The sequence below is a fragment of the Pseudomonas sp. ICMP 3272 genome (assembly GCF_001466905.1).
Lineage (GTDB): Bacteria > Pseudomonadota > Gammaproteobacteria > Pseudomonadales > Pseudomonadaceae > Aquipseudomonas > Aquipseudomonas amygdali.
The window spans coordinates 41,258-60,255 of sequence record NZ_LKEK01000043.1; the positions used below are offsets into that span (position 1 = coordinate 41,258).

At 59.4% G+C, this 18,998-nt stretch carries 17 protein-coding genes; 10 read left to right on the plus strand and 7 right to left on the minus strand.

Annotated features, from left to right (window positions below; translation table 11 throughout):
* Positions 1–40 precede the first annotated feature (40 nt).
* From AO068_RS09460 to AO068_RS09475, 4 genes are all read right to left on the minus strand, one after another.
* Entirely contained in the window at positions 41–820 is a 780-nt protein-coding gene (locus AO068_RS09460; RefSeq protein ID WP_004666542.1) for an N-acetylmuramoyl-L-alanine amidase, read from the minus strand.
* 95 nt (positions 821–915) lie between these two features.
* Entirely contained in the window at positions 916–2,976 is a 2,061-nt protein-coding gene (locus tag AO068_RS09465; protein WP_058408228.1) for a GGDEF domain-containing protein, read from the minus strand.
* Positions 2,973–3,848, minus strand: a complete 876-nt coding sequence (locus AO068_RS09470; RefSeq protein ID WP_002555686.1) for an endonuclease/exonuclease/phosphatase family protein — start codon at positions 3,846–3,848, stop codon at positions 2,973–2,975. Before AO068_RS09470 ends, AO068_RS09465 begins: the two co-directional genes overlap by 4 nt.
* 9 nt (positions 3,849–3,857) lie before the next feature.
* Complete coding sequence (locus tag AO068_RS09475; protein WP_058408229.1) at positions 3,858–4,502, minus strand: thiol:disulfide interchange protein DsbA/DsbL; 645 nt, start codon at positions 4,500–4,502, stop codon at positions 3,858–3,860.
* Between the two features lie 294 nt (positions 4,503–4,796).
* Between AO068_RS09475 and yihA the strand changes: the two genes are divergently transcribed.
* The gene (gene yihA / locus AO068_RS09480; RefSeq protein ID WP_005731658.1) at positions 4,797–5,432 is read left to right on the plus strand and encodes a ribosome biogenesis GTP-binding protein YihA/YsxC; all 636 of its coding nucleotides are present in this window, start codon (positions 4,797–4,799) and stop codon (positions 5,430–5,432) included.
* A 241-nt stretch (positions 5,433–5,673) separates the two neighbouring features.
* On the opposite strand, the gene polA is transcribed toward yihA, so the two are convergent.
* Positions 5,674–8,439, minus strand: coding sequence for a DNA polymerase I (gene polA / locus AO068_RS09485; RefSeq protein WP_058402754.1), 2,766 nt, complete (start codon positions 8,437–8,439; stop codon positions 5,674–5,676).
* Positions 8,440–8,513: 74 nt separating this feature from the next.
* Between polA and AO068_RS09490 the strand changes: the two genes are divergently transcribed.
* Positions 8,514–8,801, plus strand: coding sequence for a DUF2782 domain-containing protein (locus AO068_RS09490; RefSeq protein ID WP_058402755.1), 288 nt, complete (start codon positions 8,514–8,516; stop codon positions 8,799–8,801).
* A gap of 36 nt (positions 8,802–8,837) precedes the next feature.
* Complete coding sequence (locus tag AO068_RS09495; RefSeq protein WP_002555690.1) at positions 8,838–9,788, plus strand: homoserine kinase; 951 nt, start codon at positions 8,838–8,840, stop codon at positions 9,786–9,788.
* Positions 9,789–10,037: 249 nt separating this feature from the next.
* Here the strand turns inward: AO068_RS09495 and znuA are convergent, their stop codons facing one another.
* On the minus strand, positions 10,038–10,979 hold the full coding sequence (gene znuA / locus AO068_RS09500; RefSeq protein ID WP_058402756.1) for a zinc ABC transporter substrate-binding protein ZnuA: 942 nt from the start codon (positions 10,977–10,979) through the stop codon (positions 10,038–10,040).
* Positions 10,980–11,046: 67 nt separating this feature from the next.
* Between znuA and AO068_RS09505 the strand changes: the two genes are divergently transcribed.
* From AO068_RS09505 to AO068_RS09520, 4 genes are read left to right on the plus strand one after another with little or no spacing between them, the layout of a single operon-like run.
* The gene (locus AO068_RS09505; RefSeq protein WP_002551451.1) at positions 11,047–11,529 is read left to right on the plus strand and encodes a Fur family transcriptional regulator; all 483 of its coding nucleotides are present in this window, start codon (positions 11,047–11,049) and stop codon (positions 11,527–11,529) included.
* The gene (gene znuC / locus AO068_RS09510) at positions 11,529–12,326 is read left to right on the plus strand and encodes a zinc ABC transporter ATP-binding protein ZnuC (protein ID WP_002551450.1); all 798 of its coding nucleotides are present in this window, start codon (positions 11,529–11,531) and stop codon (positions 12,324–12,326) included. Before AO068_RS09505 ends, znuC begins: the two co-directional genes overlap by 1 nt.
* A complete protein-coding gene (znuB, locus tag AO068_RS09515; protein WP_058402757.1) occupies positions 12,319–13,107 on the plus strand; it encodes a zinc ABC transporter permease subunit ZnuB in 789 nt (262 codons plus the stop codon). Before znuC ends, znuB begins: the two co-directional genes overlap by 8 nt.
* A 38-nt stretch (positions 13,108–13,145) precedes the next feature.
* Positions 13,146–13,862, plus strand: a complete 717-nt coding sequence (locus tag AO068_RS09520; RefSeq protein WP_058402758.1) for a PA5502 family lipoprotein — start codon at positions 13,146–13,148, stop codon at positions 13,860–13,862.
* Positions 13,863–14,022: 160 nt separating this feature from the next.
* Here AO068_RS09520 and katE read toward each other — a convergent pair whose 3' ends face one another.
* The gene (gene katE, locus AO068_RS09525) at positions 14,023–16,173 is read right to left on the minus strand and encodes a catalase HPII (protein ID WP_058408230.1); all 2,151 of its coding nucleotides are present in this window, start codon (positions 16,171–16,173) and stop codon (positions 14,023–14,025) included.
* 306 nt (positions 16,174–16,479) lie between these two features.
* Between katE and AO068_RS09530 the strand changes: the two genes are divergently transcribed.
* The 3 genes from AO068_RS09530 to AO068_RS09540 are packed head-to-tail and all read left to right on the plus strand — an operon-like array spanning position 16,480 to position 18,984.
* Positions 16,480–17,487, plus strand: coding sequence for a methionine ABC transporter ATP-binding protein (locus AO068_RS09530; RefSeq protein ID WP_058408231.1), 1,008 nt, complete (start codon positions 16,480–16,482; stop codon positions 17,485–17,487).
* Complete coding sequence (locus tag AO068_RS09535) at positions 17,487–18,161, plus strand: methionine ABC transporter permease (RefSeq protein ID WP_004666537.1); 675 nt, start codon at positions 17,487–17,489, stop codon at positions 18,159–18,161. The genes AO068_RS09530 and AO068_RS09535 overlap by 1 nt, the downstream gene beginning before the upstream one ends.
* A 49-nt stretch (positions 18,162–18,210) precedes the next feature.
* The gene (locus tag AO068_RS09540; protein ID WP_002551542.1) at positions 18,211–18,984 is read left to right on the plus strand and encodes a MetQ/NlpA family ABC transporter substrate-binding protein; all 774 of its coding nucleotides are present in this window, start codon (positions 18,211–18,213) and stop codon (positions 18,982–18,984) included.
* Positions 18,985–18,998: the final 14 nt, after the last annotated feature.

An 18,998-nucleotide genomic window follows, 5' to 3' on the forward strand; every position in this document is an offset into this window, starting at 1 on the left:
TGCCCTTCATAAGAGCATCAAATATCAGGTTGTGCCCTGATTAATTGACGCGGTTAAGCACCTGCAGGATGGCTGCGCTCTGTGCATCGGGTTCGCCGTCGAAGCGCGCGGGGCGGTAGTGCATCTGGAATGCCGCCAGCACCTGACGCGTGGCGGTGTCGAGCTCTCCGGTCTGCGGGGTGCTGTAACCCAGACGTGCCAGTTGTTGCTGGAACCAGCTAATACTTGGCAGGTTGGTTGCCAGCAATGCCTGATGCTGGGCAACGAGACGTTCGTCAGGCCAGATGCCGAGCCCTTCGGCAGCAAGGCGCTTCCAGGGGAACAGCGGGCCAGGGTCCTGTTTGCGCGTCGGCGCTATGTCGCTGTGGCCGATGATGTGTTTTGGATCGATTTTGTTGCGTTTGACAATGTCTTTGAGCAGTACTGTGATCGACTGGATCTGTGCTTCGGTGTAGGGGTACCACAACCGGCCTGCCGGTGTGTCCTTGAAGCCGGGGTTGACGATCTCGATGCCGATCGAGCTGGAATTAAGCCAGGTACGACCTTCCCATTCGCTTTCGCCAGCATGCCAGGCGCGGGCACTTTCATCGACCAGCTTGTAGATCGTGGCCTTGCTGTCATCGCCAATCAGATAGTGGCTGCTGACCTCGCCATGGGTCAGAAGCTGGAGGGATTTCTCCATCGAAGTGGAGGTGTAATGCATGATCACGTACTGAACCCGGCCATCGAAATTCACCGATGGATGGCTGGTGTCCAGCCTGGGGCCACTGGCGCAGGCAGTGAGGATGAGCAGCAGAAAGGCAGAGAAATACAGTTTCATGGGATCGGCAGCGTCAGCGGGAAATGCAATATCATAACAACATGCGTGCAAATAGCTTCGGCATTGACGTGCTCGTTCAGGTCAAAATGTTTCAGTCAGCCTTGTTCGACCCTGTTTCGGCCATTTTCCTTGGCCTTGTACAGCGCCTGATCGGCGCGCTTGATCGCAGTGTCACTGCGTTCAGCCGTTCGAAAAGCCGTCACTCCAATAGATACGGTGATCGTCACGCGCTCGCCCTTGAAGTGAAACGGGCATGACTCCACCGCAGCGCGCAGTTCGTCGAGCAGCGTAAGCCCGGTGCCGAGAGGTGTCGCAGGCAGCAGCATGACAAATTCCTCACCGCCAAACCGGGCAAGAAAATCGTCGCTGCGCAGGCGTTTCCTGAAAACGTTGGCGACGATCTTCAGCACTTTATCGCCCGCCAGGTGGCCATAGCCGTCATTTATGCGCTTGAAGTGGTCCAGGTCCAGAATGCACACCAGCAGGCTGTTTTTCTCGTGTTGCCACCTGGTCATCTCCTGTTCGAGGCGTTCGCCCCAGGCTGCGCGATTGGGCAGGCCGGTGAGCGGGTCGATCAAGGCCTTTTGGCGCTGTTCTTCCAGGTGAGTCCTGAAACCCAGCGCTTCCTGCTCCATGCTCGCAACGCGGGCCGAGAGACCCTGCAGCCGCGAGGCAACTTCCCGCTCGCGCGCGTCACGCTTGAGCTGGTAGTGGTCCATGGTGCTGAGCAAGCCTTCAAAGCGGTTGTCGAGTACCTGCTTGAGACTGGTCAGGTCGGAGGCGTCCTGAACACTGATTTGCAGGCCGCCCACCTGTTCGCGTAACTGTTCGTTCAGGTCGCGGGCTGTGGACTGATCCTCGGCATGATCTTCACTGGCAGCCTGCAAGTGGCTCTGAAACGATTCAAGCCGCTCATTGAGTTGTTTGAGGTAGGTGCTGAATTCCTGTTGGCCGCCGTTGTTGATTGCCAGCATCAGAACTGCCAGATCGTCGAGGATCGGCAGCAATTCGTACCAGTTGAGCCCATGTTTCAAGCGTAACTGCATGTCCTCGACCTGCGGGCGGAAGTGCTCCGACAAGGTCAGGTCATCGAGCAGGCCCAGCAGCGTTTCCTCGATGTGTGCGGCCACCGAGCTGTAGCTGGGTTCTGGCGACGAGGGCAACGAATAACCCTCTTCGCCGTCTACCGTCTCGGTTTCTGATTCGGCATCTTCTTGCGGTTCTTCCAGTGCCTGGATGATTGGCGCAGGCCGTTGCTGGTAGGGCACTGAAGGAACGGGGCCCAGCAGGTCGGTGTAATCGATCGGCTCGACAGGGACAACCGCAGGTTCGGTGACTGTTTCGGCCAAGGTTGGAGCAAGGGCTGCTGCGGCTGGCGATGGCACAGGTGTTTCAGTTGCCGTAACGACAACGGTTTCGGCTTCGGAAACCGGCGGCGGCAGTGTGTATGCGTCCTTTGTCTTCTGGTTGGCGATGTCGGGGACAATGGCAGCTTCGACTTCAGATGCGGCAACCTCTATCGGCGCTTGAGCGTTCTCGGCCTCAGGCTCCGCGTGCGTCTCATGCTTTTCCTGAGCAGAAGGGGCGTTTTCGGGGTGGGCAGCCTCGGGAGAGTGCTCATTGCCATGTTCGTCCCGCGAACCGAACAAGCGCTGCAGAAGCCCTTGGCGTGGGCCCTCTTCGTGCTTTTCGAGCAGGGTCAGGGCCTGGCCCTGCAAACCACTCAACTCGCTGAGCAGCAAAGGCAGCTCGCGCGCCTGCGATGCACGTTCTTCAAGGTCCTTGGCAAAGCGCTTGAGTGGCTTGCGTACCTCTCGCGGCAACGGTAGCGCCTGCAGTTGTGAAACCAGTGCGGTCAGGGCCGAGCCAATTTGCCCGACCCGCACTTCACGGCGATGCTCGGAGTCCAGTACGGCTTTTTCGAGGCGCGGAATCAAGGCTGCCAGACCGGCGTCCATATCGTCCTTGCGGACAATTTCGCGCATTTCCTTCATGCATTCATCGACTGCGCGGTCAGAGCCCTCCGCCGCCAGACTGCTGCGTACCAGACCGCGTCGCAACAAATCGAGCCGCGCATCCCAGCGCTTTTCGAGCTTATCCTGTTGCTCGATTCCCTTGAGGTACTTCTCTTTCCAACGCTCGGCGTCGTCGCTCATGCAAGGCTTCCACCGGAGGGCACAGGCAGTGAGTCCCCACGCAGTGAGTCTGGCAGGCGAATCTCGACAGCAACCGGCAGGTGATCGGAAATGGGCTGCGCCAGTACCTGTACGCGTTCAAGCGTGAGGGTCGGGCTGAGCAGAATGTGGTCAAGGCAGCGTTGTGGTCGCCAGCTTGGAAAGGTCGCTTCGATTTGCGGTGCCAAAAGGCCCAGATCGCGTAGCGGCGAGTGCTCCAGCAGGTCATTGGCGTGGGTATTCATGTCGCCCATCAGCACCTGATGGCGATAACCGCCGATCAGGTCGCGAATGTAAGCCAGTTGCCGGGTTCTGGTACGAGTGCCCAGAGCCAGGTGCATCATGACCACCACCAGCGCATCCTCGCCTTCGCCGAAGCGGACAAGAATTGCCCCGCGTCCGGCCGGACCCGGCAGCGGATGATCCTCGATCTTGGTCGGGCGCAAGCGACTCAGCACACCATTGCTGTGTTGGGCGAGGCGACCGAGATTGCGATTGAGCTGTTGATACCAGTACGGAAAGCCACCCAGTTGAGCAAGGTGCTCGACCTGATTGACGAAGCCGGAGCGCATGCTGCCGCCATCGACTTCCTGCAACGCCACCAGATCGAAATCGTTGATCAGATCGCCGATTTTCTGCAGGTTGCCCGCCCTGCCGCCATGTGGCAGCAGATGCTGCCAACTGCGCGTCAGGTAGTGGTGGTAGCGTTGGGTACTGATACCCACCTGGATATTGAAACTGAGCAAACGCAGCCTGCCGTCTTCCGGCAGGCCGTTTTGCGTCAGATGATGTTCGTTGACCTGCGGGTCATGCAGGCCAACGATACGGGTGCTGCCCTTGCCCCAGCGGCGCATGGCGGGCGCTTACTTGGCGGCTGTAGCAGCCGCTCGCTCTTTGGCAATCAATTGGTCGGCAACTTCCAGGGTCTTTTCCGGACCGCCGGCAGAACCCAGGTCGAAGCGATACTTGCCGTTGACGATCATGGTCGGAACGCCAGTCACCTCATACTTCTTGGCCAGTTCCTTGTACTGGGCGATCTTGCCCTTGACTGCGAAAGAGTCGAACGTTTTCAGGAAGTCTTCCTTGTTCACGCCCTGTGTGGCGACGAAGTCAGCCATGTCATTCTTGTCGGTCAGACGCTTGCCGCCTTTCTGGATGGCTTCGAATACGGCCGCGTGAACCTTGTGCTCGACGCCCATGGTGTCGAGGGTGATGAACAGCTGGCCGTGGGCGTCCCAAGGGCCGCCGAACATGGCCGGGATGCGTACGAACTTGACGTCGGACGGCAGTTTTTCAACCCACGGATTGATGGTTGGCTCGAACGCGTAGCAATGCGGGCAGCCATACCAGAACAGTTCGACGACTTCGATTTTGCCCGGCTCTGCTACAGGCACAGCGCTTTTCAGCTCGACATATTGTTTGCCGGCCTCGATGGGCTCGGCAGCCTGGGCGGACATACCGAACAGACTGGCGGCGACCAGAGCGGCGCTGATGATCAGATTACGCATGCTTTACTCCTGAGCAGATTGAATCGCCTTCAAGCGACGGTGGTTTCGACCGAACGCGAAAGCCTGAGTTCGTTAGTGTAACGCTGAGGTTGTAAAAATGGGCGACCACGGACGGCCTTTTTGCATAAGGAGTGAAGCAGGTCATGTCTGAATGTTCCAGCCGCCAGCCAGAGCGGCCCGATACAGTGCCAGTGTGGGCCGGGGGGCAGGTGTGTCATTATATGCGTACGCATCCAAACGAAACCGACACCTCTTGCCGCTCCCTTTGCAGGCAGGGCCTTCACCGGAAATCACATGCAACTCAAAAACCCCATCCTCGGTCTGTGCCAACAGGCCACGTTCATGCTCAGCGCCGCCAAGGTCGACCAATGTCCCGACGACGAAGGGTTTGAAGTCGCTTTTGCCGGTCGCTCCAATGCGGGCAAATCGAGCGCGCTGAACACCCTGACCCATGCCAGCCTGGCGCGCACCTCCAAGACACCGGGGCGCACTCAGTTGCTGAACTTCTTCGGGCTGGATGAAGATCGACGTCTGGTCGACTTGCCCGGCTACGGCTACGCCAAAGTGCCTATCCCGCTCAAACTGCACTGGCAGCGCCACCTGGAAGCCTATCTGGGAAGTCGCGAAAGCCTGAAAGGTCTGATCCTGATGATGGATATCCGTCATCCAATGACCGACTTCGATCTGTTGATGCTGGACTGGGCCATCGCCAGCAACATGCCGATGCACATTCTGCTGACCAAGGCCGACAAGCTGACCTATGGCGCTGCGAAGAACACGCTGCTCAAGGTTCAGGCCGAAATTCGCAAAGGCTGGGGCGATGCAGTGAGCATCCAGCTGTTCTCGGCTCCCAAGCGCATGGGGCTGGAAGAGGCTTACACCGTGCTGGCCGACTGGATGGAACTGGAAGACAAGGCACCTGCGGAGTAAATCGCAGGCAAAAAAGACCCCGGACTTCGCATGGGGAGGGGGAAGTTCCGGGGCTTAAGGTCCAGATCTTAGGGTGGGATCTGGATAACTGCCAACACTTAACACAACTAGGAGCACGATCGATTTTTCAATCAATCGGGACGTCTGACTCCTGTCCAAACGGTTAAGTTCCAGCAATGAAGAAAAGTTCACATTTCCTACAGGGTTTGACGAACCTGCTGACAGGTTCGCCTTTTCAGACTCAGTGCGCCTCGTCCCAGTTGTTGCCGACCCCGACTTCCACCAGCAGCGGCACTGCCAAGTCTGCTGCGCCACTCATGTGTGGACGGATCTGTTCACTGATCTGATCGACCAGGTCTTCGCGCACCTCCAGCACCAGTTCGTCATGCACCTGCAGAATGACCCGCGCATCCAGACCGGACTCTTCCAGCCAGCCATTCACGGCCACCATGGCTTTCTTGATGATATCCGCTGCGGTGCCCTGCATCGGCGCGTTGATCGCCATGCGCTCGGCACCTTTGCGCAGCGACTGGTTCTTGGCGTTGATGTCCGGCAGGTACAGGCGACGGCCGAAAATGGTCTCGACAAAACCCTGCTCGGCGGCCTGCGCACGTGTGCGCTCCATGTAATCCAGCACGCCGGGGTAGCGGGCGAAATAGCGGTCGACGTAAGCCTGTGACTGTTTGCGGTCCACGCCAATCTGCTTGGCCAGGCCAAACGCGCTCATGCCGTAGATCAGGCCGAAGTTGATCGCTTTGGCGCTGCGGCGCATGTCAGTGGTGACGTTTTCCAGCTCGACGCCGAAGACTTCCGCTGCCGTCGCGCGGTGAACGTCCAGGTCGTTGCGGAAGGCATGCAGCAAGCCTTCGTCCTGTGCCAGATGCGCCATGATGCGCAGTTCGATCTGCGAATAGTCTGCCGCCAGCAGCTTGTAGCCCTTGGGGGCCACGAACGCCTGACGGATGCGTCGGCCTTCAGCAGTACGGATCGGGATGTTCTGCAGGTTCGGATCGCTGGATGACAAGCGCCCGGTCACCGCCACTGCCTGGTGATAGGAGGTGTGAATGCGTCCGGTGCGCGGGTTGATCTGCTCCGGCAGGCGGTCGGTGTAAGTGCTCTTGAGCTTGCTCATCGAGCGGTATTGCATCAGTACCTTGGGCAGCGGGAAGTCCTGCTCGGCGAGTTCGGCCAGCACGGCCTCGGCAGTCGATGCCTGGCCGGTGGCGGTCTTGCTGAGGATCGGCATACCGAGCTTTTCGTAGAGAATCACGCCGAGCTGCTTGGGCGAGCCCAGGTTGAACTCTTCACCGGCAATAGCAAAGGCTTCGCGCTCCAGCGCGGTCATCTTGTCGCCCAGTTCGACGCTCTGGATGCCCAGCAGGTTGGCATCGACCAGTGCGCCCTGGCGTTCGATGCCTGCAAGGACGGGCACCAGCGGCATCTCGATGTCGTTCAAGACCGGCTGCAAGGTTGGAATTGCGGCCAGACGCGCTTCGAATACTTCATGCAGGCGCAGGGTCAGGTCGGCTTCTTCGGCAGCATAATTACCAGCCTGCTCGATGGCGATCTGGTCGAAGGTCAGCTGCTTGGCACCTTTGCCAGCGATCTCCTGGAAGTTGATCGGCGTGTGCGTCAGGTACTTGGCCACCAGGCTGTCACGGTCGTGGCGGGTGGCAGTGGAATCCAGAACGTAGGACTCCAGAATGGTGTCGAACCTGACGCCCTGCAGGTCGATGCCTTGGGTCTGATCGCCGTCGAGCGCGCAGTTGGCAAGCAGGTTGATAGCGAACTTGGCGTGTTGACCGACCTTGGTTTTATCCGGGTCTTCAAGCAGCGGCTTGAGCGCCTTGAGTACTGTGTCGCGGTCCAGTTGCTGCGGCACCCCCATGTAGGAGTGGGTCAGCGGAATGTAGGCGGCTTCATGGGTTTGAATGGCAAAAGACAAACCTACCAGTTGCGCGCGCTGGGCGTCGGTGCCGTTGCTCTGGGTCACAAAGGCGAACAGCGGCGCGGCGTTGAGCTTCTTCAGCCACGCGTCGAACTGGCTCTGCTCGAGAATGACGTCATAGGCGGCTTCTTTTGCCTCGACGGTTGGCTCTTCGACGGCCAGCTCCTGCCCGGCGCGTTTGGCATCACGTTGCAGGTCTTCGATCCAGCTTTTGAATTCCAGCTCGGCGTACAGCTCCATCAATTTGTCGCGGTCCGGCTCGCCGCAATGCAGCTGGTCCAGTTCGATGTCCAGTGGCACGTCGATTTTGATGGTTGCCAGTTCATAGGACAGGAAGGCCATCGCACGATGCTCTTCAAGCTTGGCCGCCAGGGTCTTGGCCCCACGAATAGGCAGGGTCGCGACCGTTTCGAGGCGTTCGTAAAGCTCCTTGATTCCGCCGCCCACGCCAACCAGCAAGCCGACGGCAGTCTTTTCGCCGACGCCGGGGACGCCAGGTATGTTGTCGACCTTATCGCCCATCAGTGCGAGGTAGTCGATGATGTGCTCCGGACCGACGCCGAACTTCTCTTTCACGCCAGCCACGTCCAGCACGCTGCCGGTCATGGTGTTGACCAGGGTGATGTGTCCGTCGACCAGTTGCGCCATGTCCTTGTCACCGGTGGAGATGATCACCGGACGGTCCGCCGCTGCGCTGCTGCGCGCCAGGGTGCCGATCACGTCGTCTGCTTCAACGCCTTCCACGCATAGCAGCGGATAGCCCATGCCCTTGACGCAGGCATGCAGCAGATCGACCTGCACGCGCAGGTCATCCGGCATGCTGGGCCGATTGGCTTTGTAATCGGTATACAGCGCGTCGCGGAAAGTCCCGCCCTTGGCATCGAAGACCACCGCAAACGGGCTGTCCGGGTACTGGCGACGCAGGCTTTTGAGCATGTTGAGCACGCCCTTGACGGCACCCGTCGGCAATCCTTTGGACGTGGTCAGTGGTGGCAGTGCGTGGAAGGCGCGATAGAGGTAAGAGGAACCGTCTATCAGGACGAGCGGCGCTTGGGTCATGAGCAGAATCAACCTTTTCGGCGGGGTCGGCGCTAGAATGCGCGGACCATTGACGACAAAGGGACAAGGTTATCATGAGCAAGGTAAATCGACTGATATTGACCGGCCTGTTGGCACTTTGTCCTTTGCTCGCAGTTTCAGCAGAGGATCCACCTTCGGCGGCCCCGGACGTTACTATCCGCACCGACGGGGACAAAACCATTCAGGAATACCGCCAGAACGGCTTTCTGTATGCTGTAAAGATTACCCCCAAGCACGGCAAGCCCTATTTTCTGGTGCGATCCGATGGTACAAGTCCCAATTTTATCCGTTCGGACCAACCGGACATGCTGATCCCGGAGTGGAAAATATTCGAATGGTAGCCACCTACATTCACTTTAATTGCTGGCAGTTCTGACATGTCCGTTTTTACCCCGTTGGCCCGGCCCGAGCTGGAAGCATTTCTCGCCCCTTACGGGCTCGGCCGTTTGCTTGACTATCAGGGCATTGCCGCCGGTAGCGAAAACACCAACTACTTCATCAGTCTGGAGCAGGGCGAATTCGTTCTGACGCTGGTCGAACGCGGCCCGGTGCAGGAGATGCCATTCTTCATCGAGCTGCTCGACGTGCTGCACGATGCCGATTTGCCGGTGCCGTACGCATTGCGCACCACCGACGGTGAGGCCCTGCGGCAATTGGCGGACAAACCGGCGCTTCTGCAGCCACGTTTGCCGGGCAAGCACATCAGCGAGCCCAATACCCAGCACTGCGTGCAGATTGGCGAGCTGTTGGCCAACCTGCATCTGGCGACCCGTGAGCAGGTGCTGGAGCGCAAGACCGATCGAGGTCTGGACTGGATGCTGAGTGAGGGGCGCAATTTTCTGTCGCATCTGGGCGAAACCCAGCGAGCCTTGCTGGAAAAGAGCCTTCAAGAGATCGAAGACTTCAAGCCACAGATCATGGCGTTGCCGCGCGCCAACCTGCACGCGGACCTGTTTCGTGACAACGTGTTGTTTGAAGGCACGCACCTGACCGGGCTGATCGACTTCTATAACGCCTGTTCCGGTCCGATGCTCTACGACCTGGCGATTGCCCTCAATGACTGGTGCTCGCGTGAAAACGGCCAGCTCGATGCCGTCCGTGCTCGTGCGCTGCTGGGGGCTTATGCAGGTTTGCGACCATTCACTGCGGCGGAGTCGAAGCTCTGGACGACCATGTTGCGCATCGCCTGCGTGCGTTTCTGGCTGTCACGCCTGATCGCTGCCGAAACCTTCGCCGGTCAGGACGTGCTGATTCATGATCCCGCGGAGTTCGAGCGCCGTCTGGCTGAGCGCCAGGAAGCGCACATAGCCTTGCCGTTTGCGCTCTGAGACCAGACCTGCCTCCGCGCGTCTGAACCAGTCGGACGGTTGACTCTCGTTCCCATGCTCCGCGTGGGAATGCAGTGCGTGACGCTCCGCGTCGCAAGAGGACGCGAAGCGTCCAGACCGGCATGCCCACGCGGAGCATGGGCACGAGAGTGTTATCCCTGACGACTATCGTTCCTCACGCTCCAGCGTGGGAATGCAGTTCGTGACGCTCCGCGTCACACAGCAGTGCTGCGATGTGGGCGGTGGCAGTCAAAGACTACTCAGGCAACCTGCCAGGTCATCAGCCAGCTTCTGCAATACCTGCTCGTAACCCTGCGCGGTGGCCGGGGTGTAGCCGCCCAGTCCATCCAGCTCCGCCAGCTTGACCGGCAGGCCTGCGCTCAAGGTTTCAGCCAGACGCGGGCGCAGTGGCGGTTCACTGAATACGCAGGTTTTGCCCGCAGCCTTCAGGCGTTCACGCATGGCGGCGACATGCTGTGCACCGGGCTGGATCTCGGCGGCGATGGCGAATACCCCGGCGTGTTTGAGCCCGTAAGCCTCTTCGAAATAATCGAATGCCTCGTGGAAGACGAAGTAAGGCTTGCCTGCCACTGCACTCACCCGACCCTTGATCCGAGCATCCAGCGCATCAAGGCGTTTGCTGAATGCGGCAGCGTTACTCGCATAACGGGCTGCATTGGCAGGGTCGGCAGCGCTCAGGTCTGTGGCCATCTTCGCAGCAATCACCCGGGCATTGACGGTCGACAGCCACAGGTGTGAATCCAGGCTGCCGGGCCGGTGATCATGATCATGTTCGTCTGAATCGTTGTCGTGATCATGTTCGTGGTCATCATGCGAGGCATTGTCCTGGCCGAAGTGGCGCAGGTGCATGCCGGGCAGCGACTGCACGGCAACCGCAGGCAGTTTGCGGCCCTGAATGACGCGCGGCAGGAAAGCTTCCATGTCCGGGCCGATCCAGTAGAGCAACTCGACTTCCTGCACGCGCCGTACGTCGGATGGGCGCAGCGCGTAGTTATGCGGTGAGGCACCCGGTGGCAACAGCACTTGCGGTGTACCGACGCCATCCTGCACAGCCGCCGCAATCAGCTGCAATGGCTTGATACTGGTCAGCACCCGGACCTCGGCCTGAACAGGGGAAATGACCAGCAGACTGACCCACAAAACAGCAACAAGATTTAAAAGACGGCGCACTCGAATCACTCATATAAGCCAGGAACAGGTAACATAATAACGTCCCTAGCCAATATCGTCGCTGCTCATGCCCAATACTCCCCTGGCCAGTCGCCCCCATGACCACTCTCACTGCGTGCATTCGGCACTCGCCGAAGCGGATGCCCTGTGCGCCAAACAGGGGCTGCGCCTGACCACCTTGCGCCGTCGCGTGTTGGAACTGGTCTGGCAAAGCCACAAACCGCTGGGTGCCTACGACATCCTCGCGGTGCTGAGTGATGAAGACGGTCGCCGCGCCGCGCCGCCAACCGTTTACCGCGCACTGGATTTCCTGCTGGAAAACGGTCTGGTGCACCGCATCGCTTCGCTCAACGCATTCACCGGCTGCAATCACCCCACTCATGCGCACCAGGGCCAGTTTCTGATTTGCCGCCTGTGTCACGCGGCGATCGAGCTGCAGCACCCGGCCATCAGCAATGCCGTCATCGATGCCGCTGCAGGCGTTGGCTTCGCGGTCGAAGGCCAGACGGTCGAGATCGTGGGTGTATGCGCCGGTTGCAAGGCGGCTTGATGACGGATGCATTGATACGTCTGGAACAGGTCGCTGTAACGCTGTCCGGGCAAAGCGTTCTGGACAACATCCAGTTGAGCGTAAAGCCCGGCGAAATCGTTACGTTGATCGGCCCTAACGGTGCTGGCAAGACCACGCTGGTGCGTGCAGTGCTGGGGCTGCTCAAGCCTGACTCCGGAACCGTCTGGCGCAAGCCGAAGCTGCGTGTCGGTTACATGCCGCAAAAACTGCATGTGGATCAGACGCTGCCGCTGTCGGTGCTGCGCTTTCTGCGTCTGGTTCCGGGCGTGGACCGCATGGCTGCAGAGTCGGCCCTGGAAGAAGTCGGGGCCGAGAAGGTCATCGACAGCCCGATTCAAGGCATTTCCGGTGGCGAGATGCAGCGCGTTCTGCTGGCCCGAGCCTTGTTGCGCAAGCCTGAATTGCTGGTGCTCGATGAGCCGGTGCAGGGTGTCGACGTGGCAGGCCAGGCCGAGCTGTACGGCCTCATCACCCGCTTGCGCGACCGCCACCAGTGCGGTGTGCTGATGGTGTCTCATGATCTGCATCTGGTCATGAGCACGACCGACCAGGTGGTCTGTCTGAACCGCCATGTCTGCTGCTCCGGGCATCCCGAGCAGGTCAGCCATGATCCGGCGTTTGTCGAGCTGTTCGGCAAAAACGCGCAAAGCCTGGCGATCTACCACCACCATCACGACCACGCTCATGATCTGCATGGCGCTGTAGTGAATGATGCCCCGGCGACTTCGTCACCTACTCACACTCATGTTCACGGAGACCACTGCAAGCATGGCTGATTTTTTACTGTATGCCTTGCTCGCAGGCGTTGCTCTGGCTGTTGTCGCAGGCCCGCTGGGGTCGTTCGTGGTCTGGCGGCGCATGGCGTACTTCGGCGATACGCTGTCCCATGCGGCATTGCTCGGCGTGGCGCTTGGCTTCCTGCTGGATATCAGCCCGACCATCGCAGTGACGGTCGGCTGCCTGCTGCTGGCGGTGCTGCTGGTCACGCTGCAACAGCGCCAGCCGCTGGCCTCGGACACGCTACTGGGGATCCTCGCACCGAGCACGCTGTCGCTCGGCCTGGTGGTGCTCAGCTTCATGCATGAAGTGCGTATCGACCTGATGGCTTATCTGTTCGGCGACCTGCTGGCCATCAGCCCGGCTGATCTGGCCTGGATTCTGGGCGGTAGCGCGCTGGTGCTGGTATTGATTGTTGCGCTATGGCGCCCGTTGCTGGCAATGACCGTCCATGAAGAACTGGCACGAGTCGAAGGCCTGCCCGTCGCGGCATTGCGCATGGCGCTGATGCTGCTGATCGCCGTGGTGATCGCTGTGGCGATGAAGATTGTCGGCGTTCTGCTGATTACGTCGCTGTTGATCATTCCTGCCGCTGCGGCGCAGCGTCACGCCCGCTCGCCGGAGCAGATGGCGCTGGGTGCAAGCCTGTTAGGCGTGATAGCCGTGTGTGTCGGGCTATCATTGTCATGGTTCAAGGACACCCCGGCAGGACCGTCTATAGTGGTATCCGCTGCAGCGTTGTTTTTGCTCAGCTTTGTTCTACCCAGGCGAGCGGTGTAGACTTGCTCGTTTTTTGCGCAAACTAGAGAATCGCAGGAATGAAGCCGTTCGCCCCACGCTATCTGCTGCTTGTCGCATTTTCCATCCTGCTGGGTGCCTGCCAGAGTGCGCCCACTGCCGAGACGCCTGCCTCCGACGTTCAGCCTGACGCGTTCGCTCAGCTGGAGCAGAACATCGTCAGCAATGAGCTGGCGACGGCCGAGGATCAACTGGCCGCGTTGCAGGCTGCCAATCCTGCGGATATCCGCCTTGAGCCTTTTCAGCGTCGTCTGGCTGAAGCCTATCTGAGCCGCAGCCAGATCAGCCTGCAGAAGGGTGATATGAATGCGGCGGCCAACGCACTGACTCGTGCGCGCGCGCTGATGCCCAAGGCACCGGCGCTGACCAGTGGCGTCAACGGCGCTATCGCGCATGCACGCAAGGCCGAGCTGGAAAAAGCCGAAGCAGATTTGAAGGCGGCGGAAGACAGAAGGGTGGCGAAGCTGGTTGATCCGTCAGCAGAGAAAACCACGATTGATCTTAAAATCGGCGATATGCGCGCACTGCGCCGTCAACTGGACGATATCGCAGCAGATACCGTAGCGTTCAACTGTGAAGTGCTGCTGGTGGTGCCACGCACCGAAGATTACCCGTGGCTGGCTACATTGCTGACCAAGCGGGTGGTCAAAGCCAATCCGGATTTTGAGCTGGAATTGCGCCGCCAGATCGAGCGCAATGAGAAAGCGCACATCGTACTGACGCCTGCGAAGTCCTGAGCCGACCCTTCAAGGCGGACAAAGCGGACGCAGAGCGTCCAGAACTGCATTCCTACGCGCAGCGTGAGGAACGAGAAGTGTTCTGGAGTCTATGCGAAGGGTGAGAGTATTCAGAAAGGCGCTCCCACGCCGGAGCGTGGGAGCGATCTAGCACGTCAGATCAAGCCGGAACAGCCTTGGCTTTCACTTCACGATCCCATACACGGTGCTGAGCAATCGCGTTGAAGAACGCTTTGAACGATTTGCTATCGGATACCTCCAGCAGGCCCGCATCTTCTTCCAGGCGTAGCAGGCTCAACAGCTCTTTGGCTTCCCCGGCTACGGAGATGGCCTTGAGGTGCTTGTAGGCTTCCAGGATGAAGTGCAATGCCACGCCGTCGCCTTTCAGCGCCTCGATCGAAGCCTTGCCGCCCGGCACGAAGACTGCGTCGAACGCTACCGAAGGCAGGCCTTCAGCCGATGCGTCCACTGGCAGGCTCTTGCCGTCAGCTGTCTTGACCGGTGCGGAGGTCGGGCCCAATACCTTGGCGTGTGCGCCTTCGGCAGTCAGTGCGGCTTTCATGGCTTCGACCGCTTTGCCGTCCACGCCGTCTGCCACAAGAATGGCAACCTTGCGCGAAACGATATCGCCAGACAACAGATTGACCTGACTTAGCGCCGGAGACTCTTTTACCGAGGTCTGACGCACCGGTACGGTCCCGGCAGTCGGTGCTGGCAAGCCCAGATTGGCAGCTACGCGACTGGCCAGCTCCAGGTCGATATTGGCCAGAATCTCGTTGACCTGACGGGCACGAATGTACTCGCGCTCGACCTTGCCCAACTCGAAGCTGTAGGCCGCGATGATGTGCTCTTTCTCGTGGTGGCTCATGCTCTGGAAGAACAATGTGGCCTGCGAGAAGTGGTCGCCAAACGATTCGCTACGCTCACGAACCTTGTGCGCTTCAACGCGCTCAGGGTAGGTCTCGAAGCCGCCATCTACCGGGCCGGCAGGGGTTTCTTTCGGCCAGCCGCCATCGATCGAGTTCGGCTCGTAAGAAGCGCGGCCCTTGTCGATAGTGGTGCGATGCTGTGCGTCACGCTGACCGTTGTGGTTCGGCGCAATCGGACGGTTGATCGGGATCTCGTGGAAGTTCGGCCCACCCAGACGGCTGATCTGCGTGTCGGTGTAGGAGAAAAGGCGACCTTGCAGCAGCGGGTCATTGGAGAAGTCGATACCTGGCACGATGTGGCCCGGGCAGAAGGCAACCTGCTCGGTCTCGGCGAAATAGTTGTCCGGGTTACGGTTCAAGACCATCTTGCCCAGCGGAGTGACCGGTACCAGTTCTTCGGGAATGATCTTGGTCGGATCGAGCAGGTCGAAGTCGAACTTGTGCTCGTCTTCCTCGGCAACGATCTGCACGCCCAGTTCCCATTCCGGGTAGTCGCCCATCTCGATGGATTCCCACAGGTCGCGGCGGTGGAAATCGGTGTCCTTACCGGCGAGCTTTTGCGCTTCGTCCCATACCAGCGAGCACACGCCGAACTTTGGCTTCCAGTGAAACTTCACGAAGCTCGACTTACCTTCGGTGTTGATAAAGCGGAAGGTGTGGATACCAAAGCCCTGCATGGTGCGCAGACTTTTCGGAATGGCACGGTCGGACATGGTCCACAGCACCATGTGCGCGGATTCCGGCACCAGCGAAACGAAGTCCCAGAAGGTGTCGTGAGCCGAGCCCCCGGTCGGGATTTCGTTATGCGGCTCTGGTTTTACCGCGTGCACGAAGTCAGGAAACTTGATGGCGTCCTGAATGAAAAAGATCGGCATGTTGTTGCCGACCAGATCGAAGTTGCCTTCTTCGGTGTAGAGCTTGACCGCAAAACCACGCACGTCGCGCACGGTATCGCCCGAGCCGCGCGGGCCCTGAACGGTAGAGAAGCGCACGAACACCGGGGTCTTCTTGCCCGGATCACGCAGGAAGCCCGCTTTACTCAGCGCGCCATGGTCTTCATACGTCTGGAAATAACCATGTGCCGCGGTGCCGCGGGCGTGAACGATACGCTCCGGAATACGCTCATGGTCAAAGTGCGTGATCTTTTCACGCATGATGAAGTCTTCAAGCAGTGACGGGCCACGGCTGCCGACTTTCAGGGTGTTCTGGTTATCGGAAATCTTGACACCGTGATTGGTGCGCAGGGCCTGCTGGGTCGCGTCCGAGCGGAACTGCTCAAGGCTTTCCAGCTTCTCATTGGTATTGCCACGGTCCAGGGTGTCGGTCCCTGCCAATTCGCTCTTGGGCGTTGCGGTTACAGGTGGTGCGTTCTTGCTAGCCATCAGAGACTCCTTATCTCGCCCCAATCGTTGAGTTGGGTTCGCTGAATACGACTTCCCTGGCGTAAGCGGGAAATCACGGTATCCAAGAAGTGACCGAGGCCTAAAACAGCCGTTCCCTTTATTTGTCGCACATCTTTACCAACGGTCGCGTTATGCCCGTTGCGCAGGGCAGCCTGCAAATAAATGCTAAGCACAGCGGGCCGGACAGGCTAAAATGCGCGCCCGGCTTTATCCGGCCGAGGTAACGAAGCAGGTGGCGTCCTGCCACTGCGCTGATTTTTTAACGCGCCCCACAAGGTTCGCTCCGTGATCGAGTTTCATAACGTCCACAAAACCTATCGGGTGGCAGGCAAGGAAATACCGGCCCTGCACCCTACCAGCCTGCGCGTCGACGGCGGCCAGGTGTTCGGCATCATCGGCCATTCCGGCGCTGGCAAAAGTACCCTGCTGCGCCTGATCAACCGTCTGGAGACCCCGAGCGGTGGACAGATCGTGGTTGATGGTGAAGACGTCACGGCGCTTGATGCCAAAGGCTTGCGCCGCTTCCGCCAACAAGTCGGGATGATCTTCCAGCACTTCAATCTGCTGGCCTCCAAAACCGTGGCCGACAACGTCGCCATGCCGCTGACGCTGGCCGGTGACATGCCCCGCAAGCAGATCGACCAGCGCGTGGCTGAGCTGCTGGAGCGGGTTGGATTGTCCGATCATGCGAAAAAATACCCGGCGCAATTGTCCGGCGGCCAGAAGCAGCGCGTCGGCATCGCCCGCGCCCTGGCCACCAAACCGAAAATCCTGCTGTGCGACGAAGCCACCAGCGCGCTGGACCCGCAGACCACTGCGTCGGTTTTGCAACTTTTGGCGGAGATCAACCGAGAGTTGAAGCTGACCATCGTGCTCATCACCCATGAAATGGACGTGATTCGTCGCGTCTGTGACCAGGTGGCGGTCATGGACGCTGGCGTGATTGTCGAGCAAGGCAAGGTCGCCGATGTGTTTCTGCATCCGCAGCACCCGACGACCAAGCGTTTTGTGCAGGAAGATGATCAGATCGATGAAAACGAACAGCGTGACGACTTCGCTCATGTTCAAGGCCGTATCGTGCGCCTGACCTTTCAGGGCGAGGCGACGTATGCGCCTCTGCTGGGCACCGTGGCACGCGAAACCGGCGTCGACTACAGCATTCTTGCCGGACGCATCGACCGCATCAAGGACACCCCTTACGGGCAGTTGACGCTGGCCATCACCGGCGGCGATATGGACGCTGCCTTTGCGCGCTTCACCGCCGCCGACGTTCATATGGAGGTGCTGCGCTGATGGACGCTTTTCTGAACCTGTTTTCCAATGTCGACTGGTACGAGATCTGGGTCGCCACCGGCGACACGTTGATCATGCTCGGTGTTTCGCTTGGCTTCACCATCCTGCTTGGCCTGCCGCTGGGTGTGCTGATGTTCCTCACTTCGCCGCGTCAGTTGCTGGAACACAAGCAGCTGTACGCCACGGTCGGGTTGATTGTGAACATGCTGCGTGCGTTGCCGTTCATCATCCTGCTGATCGTGATGATGCCGCTCACCGAAATCATTACCGGCACGTCTCTGGGCATTCTCGGCACGTTGCCGCCGCTGATCGCCGGTGCCACGCCGTTCTTTGCGCGTCTGGTAGAGACAGCATTGCGCGAAGTGGATCGCGGCATCATCGAAGCTACGCAGGCCATGGGTGCCACGACTCGGCAGATTATCGTCAAGGCGCTGCTGCCTGAAGCGCGCCCCGGCATTCTGGCTGCAATCACCGTTACCGCCATTGCGCTGGTGTCGTTCACCGCCATGGCCGGTGCTGTGGGCGCTGGCGGGCTGGGCGATCTAGCCATCCGATATGGTTATCAACGCTTCCAGAACGATGTGATGTTCGTGACGGTCGTATTGTTGCTGGTGCTGGTGCAGATTCTGCAAACCATCGGCGACAGACTGGTCGCGCATTTCACACATCGTTGATCGAACCGTTGGTATTGGCCCGCCTGTGCGGGCCCAAAGGAGTTGTTGCATGAAAAAACTATTGGCCATATTCGCCGCTGTTACTGCCTTGTCCGCGCAGGCCAACGAAACCCTGACCGTCGCGGCCTCTGCCGTGCCGCACGCCGAGATTCTCGAGTTCGTCAAACCGACGCTGGCCAAAGAGGGCGTGGACTTGAACATCAAGGTGTTCAATGACTACATCCAGCCTAACGTACAGGTGTCGCAGAACCGTATGGACGCGAACTTCTTCCAGCACCAGCCGTATCTGGATGAGTTCAACAAGGGCAAGGGCACAGATCTGGTGGCCGTGGCCAAGGTTCACGTAGAACCGTTCGGTGCGTACTCGGACAAGTTCAAGAAGCTGGAAGAACTGCCCAATGGTGCCAACGTTGCCCTGCCAAACGACGCCACCAATGAAGGCCGTGCCTTGCTGCTGCTGGCCAAGGCAGGTCTGATTACCTTGAAGGATCCGACCAATATCCTGTCCAAGCCTTCGGATGTCGTGAATAACCCGAAAGACCTCAAGTTCCGTGAGCTGGAAGCGGCTACGCTGCCCCGCGTACTGACTCAGGTCGATCTGGCGCTGATCAACACTAATTATGCCTTGAGCGCCAAGCTCGAGCCGACCAAGGACGCACTGATCATCGAAGGTGCCGATTCGCCCTACGCGAACATTCTGGTTGCCCGCCCGGACAACAAGGATTCAGATGCGATGAAAAAGCTGGTAGCGGCCCTGCAGAGTCCTGAAGTGAAAACCTTCCTGGCCGAAAAGTACAAAGGCGCTGTGGTTCCGGCGTTCTGATCTGATCGCACCTT

Bases quoted from the DNA above. Each gene is read 5' to 3' on its own strand.
- AO068_RS09460 (WP_004666542.1), bottom strand. From the start codon at position 820: ATGAAACTGTATTTCTCTGCCTTTCTGCTGCTCATCCTCACTGCCTGC.
- AO068_RS09465 (WP_058408228.1), bottom strand. From the start codon at position 2,976: ATGAGCGACGACGCCGAGCGTTGGAAAGAGAAGTACCTCAAGGGAATC.
- AO068_RS09470 (WP_002555686.1), bottom strand. From the start codon at position 3,848: ATGCGCCGCTGGGGCAAGGGCAGCACCCGTATCGTTGGCCTGCATGAC.
- AO068_RS09475 (WP_058408229.1), bottom strand. From the start codon at position 4,502: ATGCGTAATCTGATCATCAGCGCCGCTCTGGTCGCCGCCAGTCTGTTC.
- yihA (WP_005731658.1), top strand. From the start codon at position 4,797: ATGCAACTCAAAAACCCCATCCTCGGTCTGTGCCAACAGGCCACGTTC.
- polA (WP_058402754.1), bottom strand. From the start codon at position 8,439: ATGACCCAAGCGCCGCTCGTCCTGATAGACGGTTCCTCTTACCTCTAT.
- AO068_RS09490 (WP_058402755.1), top strand. From the start codon at position 8,514: ATGAGCAAGGTAAATCGACTGATATTGACCGGCCTGTTGGCACTTTGT.
- AO068_RS09495 (WP_002555690.1), top strand. From the start codon at position 8,838: ATGTCCGTTTTTACCCCGTTGGCCCGGCCCGAGCTGGAAGCATTTCTC.
- AO068_RS09505 (WP_002551451.1), top strand. From the start codon at position 11,047: ATGCCCAATACTCCCCTGGCCAGTCGCCCCCATGACCACTCTCACTGC.
- znuC (WP_002551450.1), top strand. From the start codon at position 11,529: ATGACGGATGCATTGATACGTCTGGAACAGGTCGCTGTAACGCTGTCC.
- znuB (WP_058402757.1), top strand. From the start codon at position 12,319: ATGGCTGATTTTTTACTGTATGCCTTGCTCGCAGGCGTTGCTCTGGCT.
- AO068_RS09520 (WP_058402758.1), top strand. From the start codon at position 13,146: ATGAAGCCGTTCGCCCCACGCTATCTGCTGCTTGTCGCATTTTCCATC.
- katE (WP_058408230.1), bottom strand. From the start codon at position 16,173: ATGGCTAGCAAGAACGCACCACCTGTAACCGCAACGCCCAAGAGCGAA.
- AO068_RS09535 (WP_004666537.1), top strand. From the start codon at position 17,487: ATGGACGCTTTTCTGAACCTGTTTTCCAATGTCGACTGGTACGAGATC.
- AO068_RS09540 (WP_002551542.1), top strand. From the start codon at position 18,211: ATGAAAAAACTATTGGCCATATTCGCCGCTGTTACTGCCTTGTCCGCG.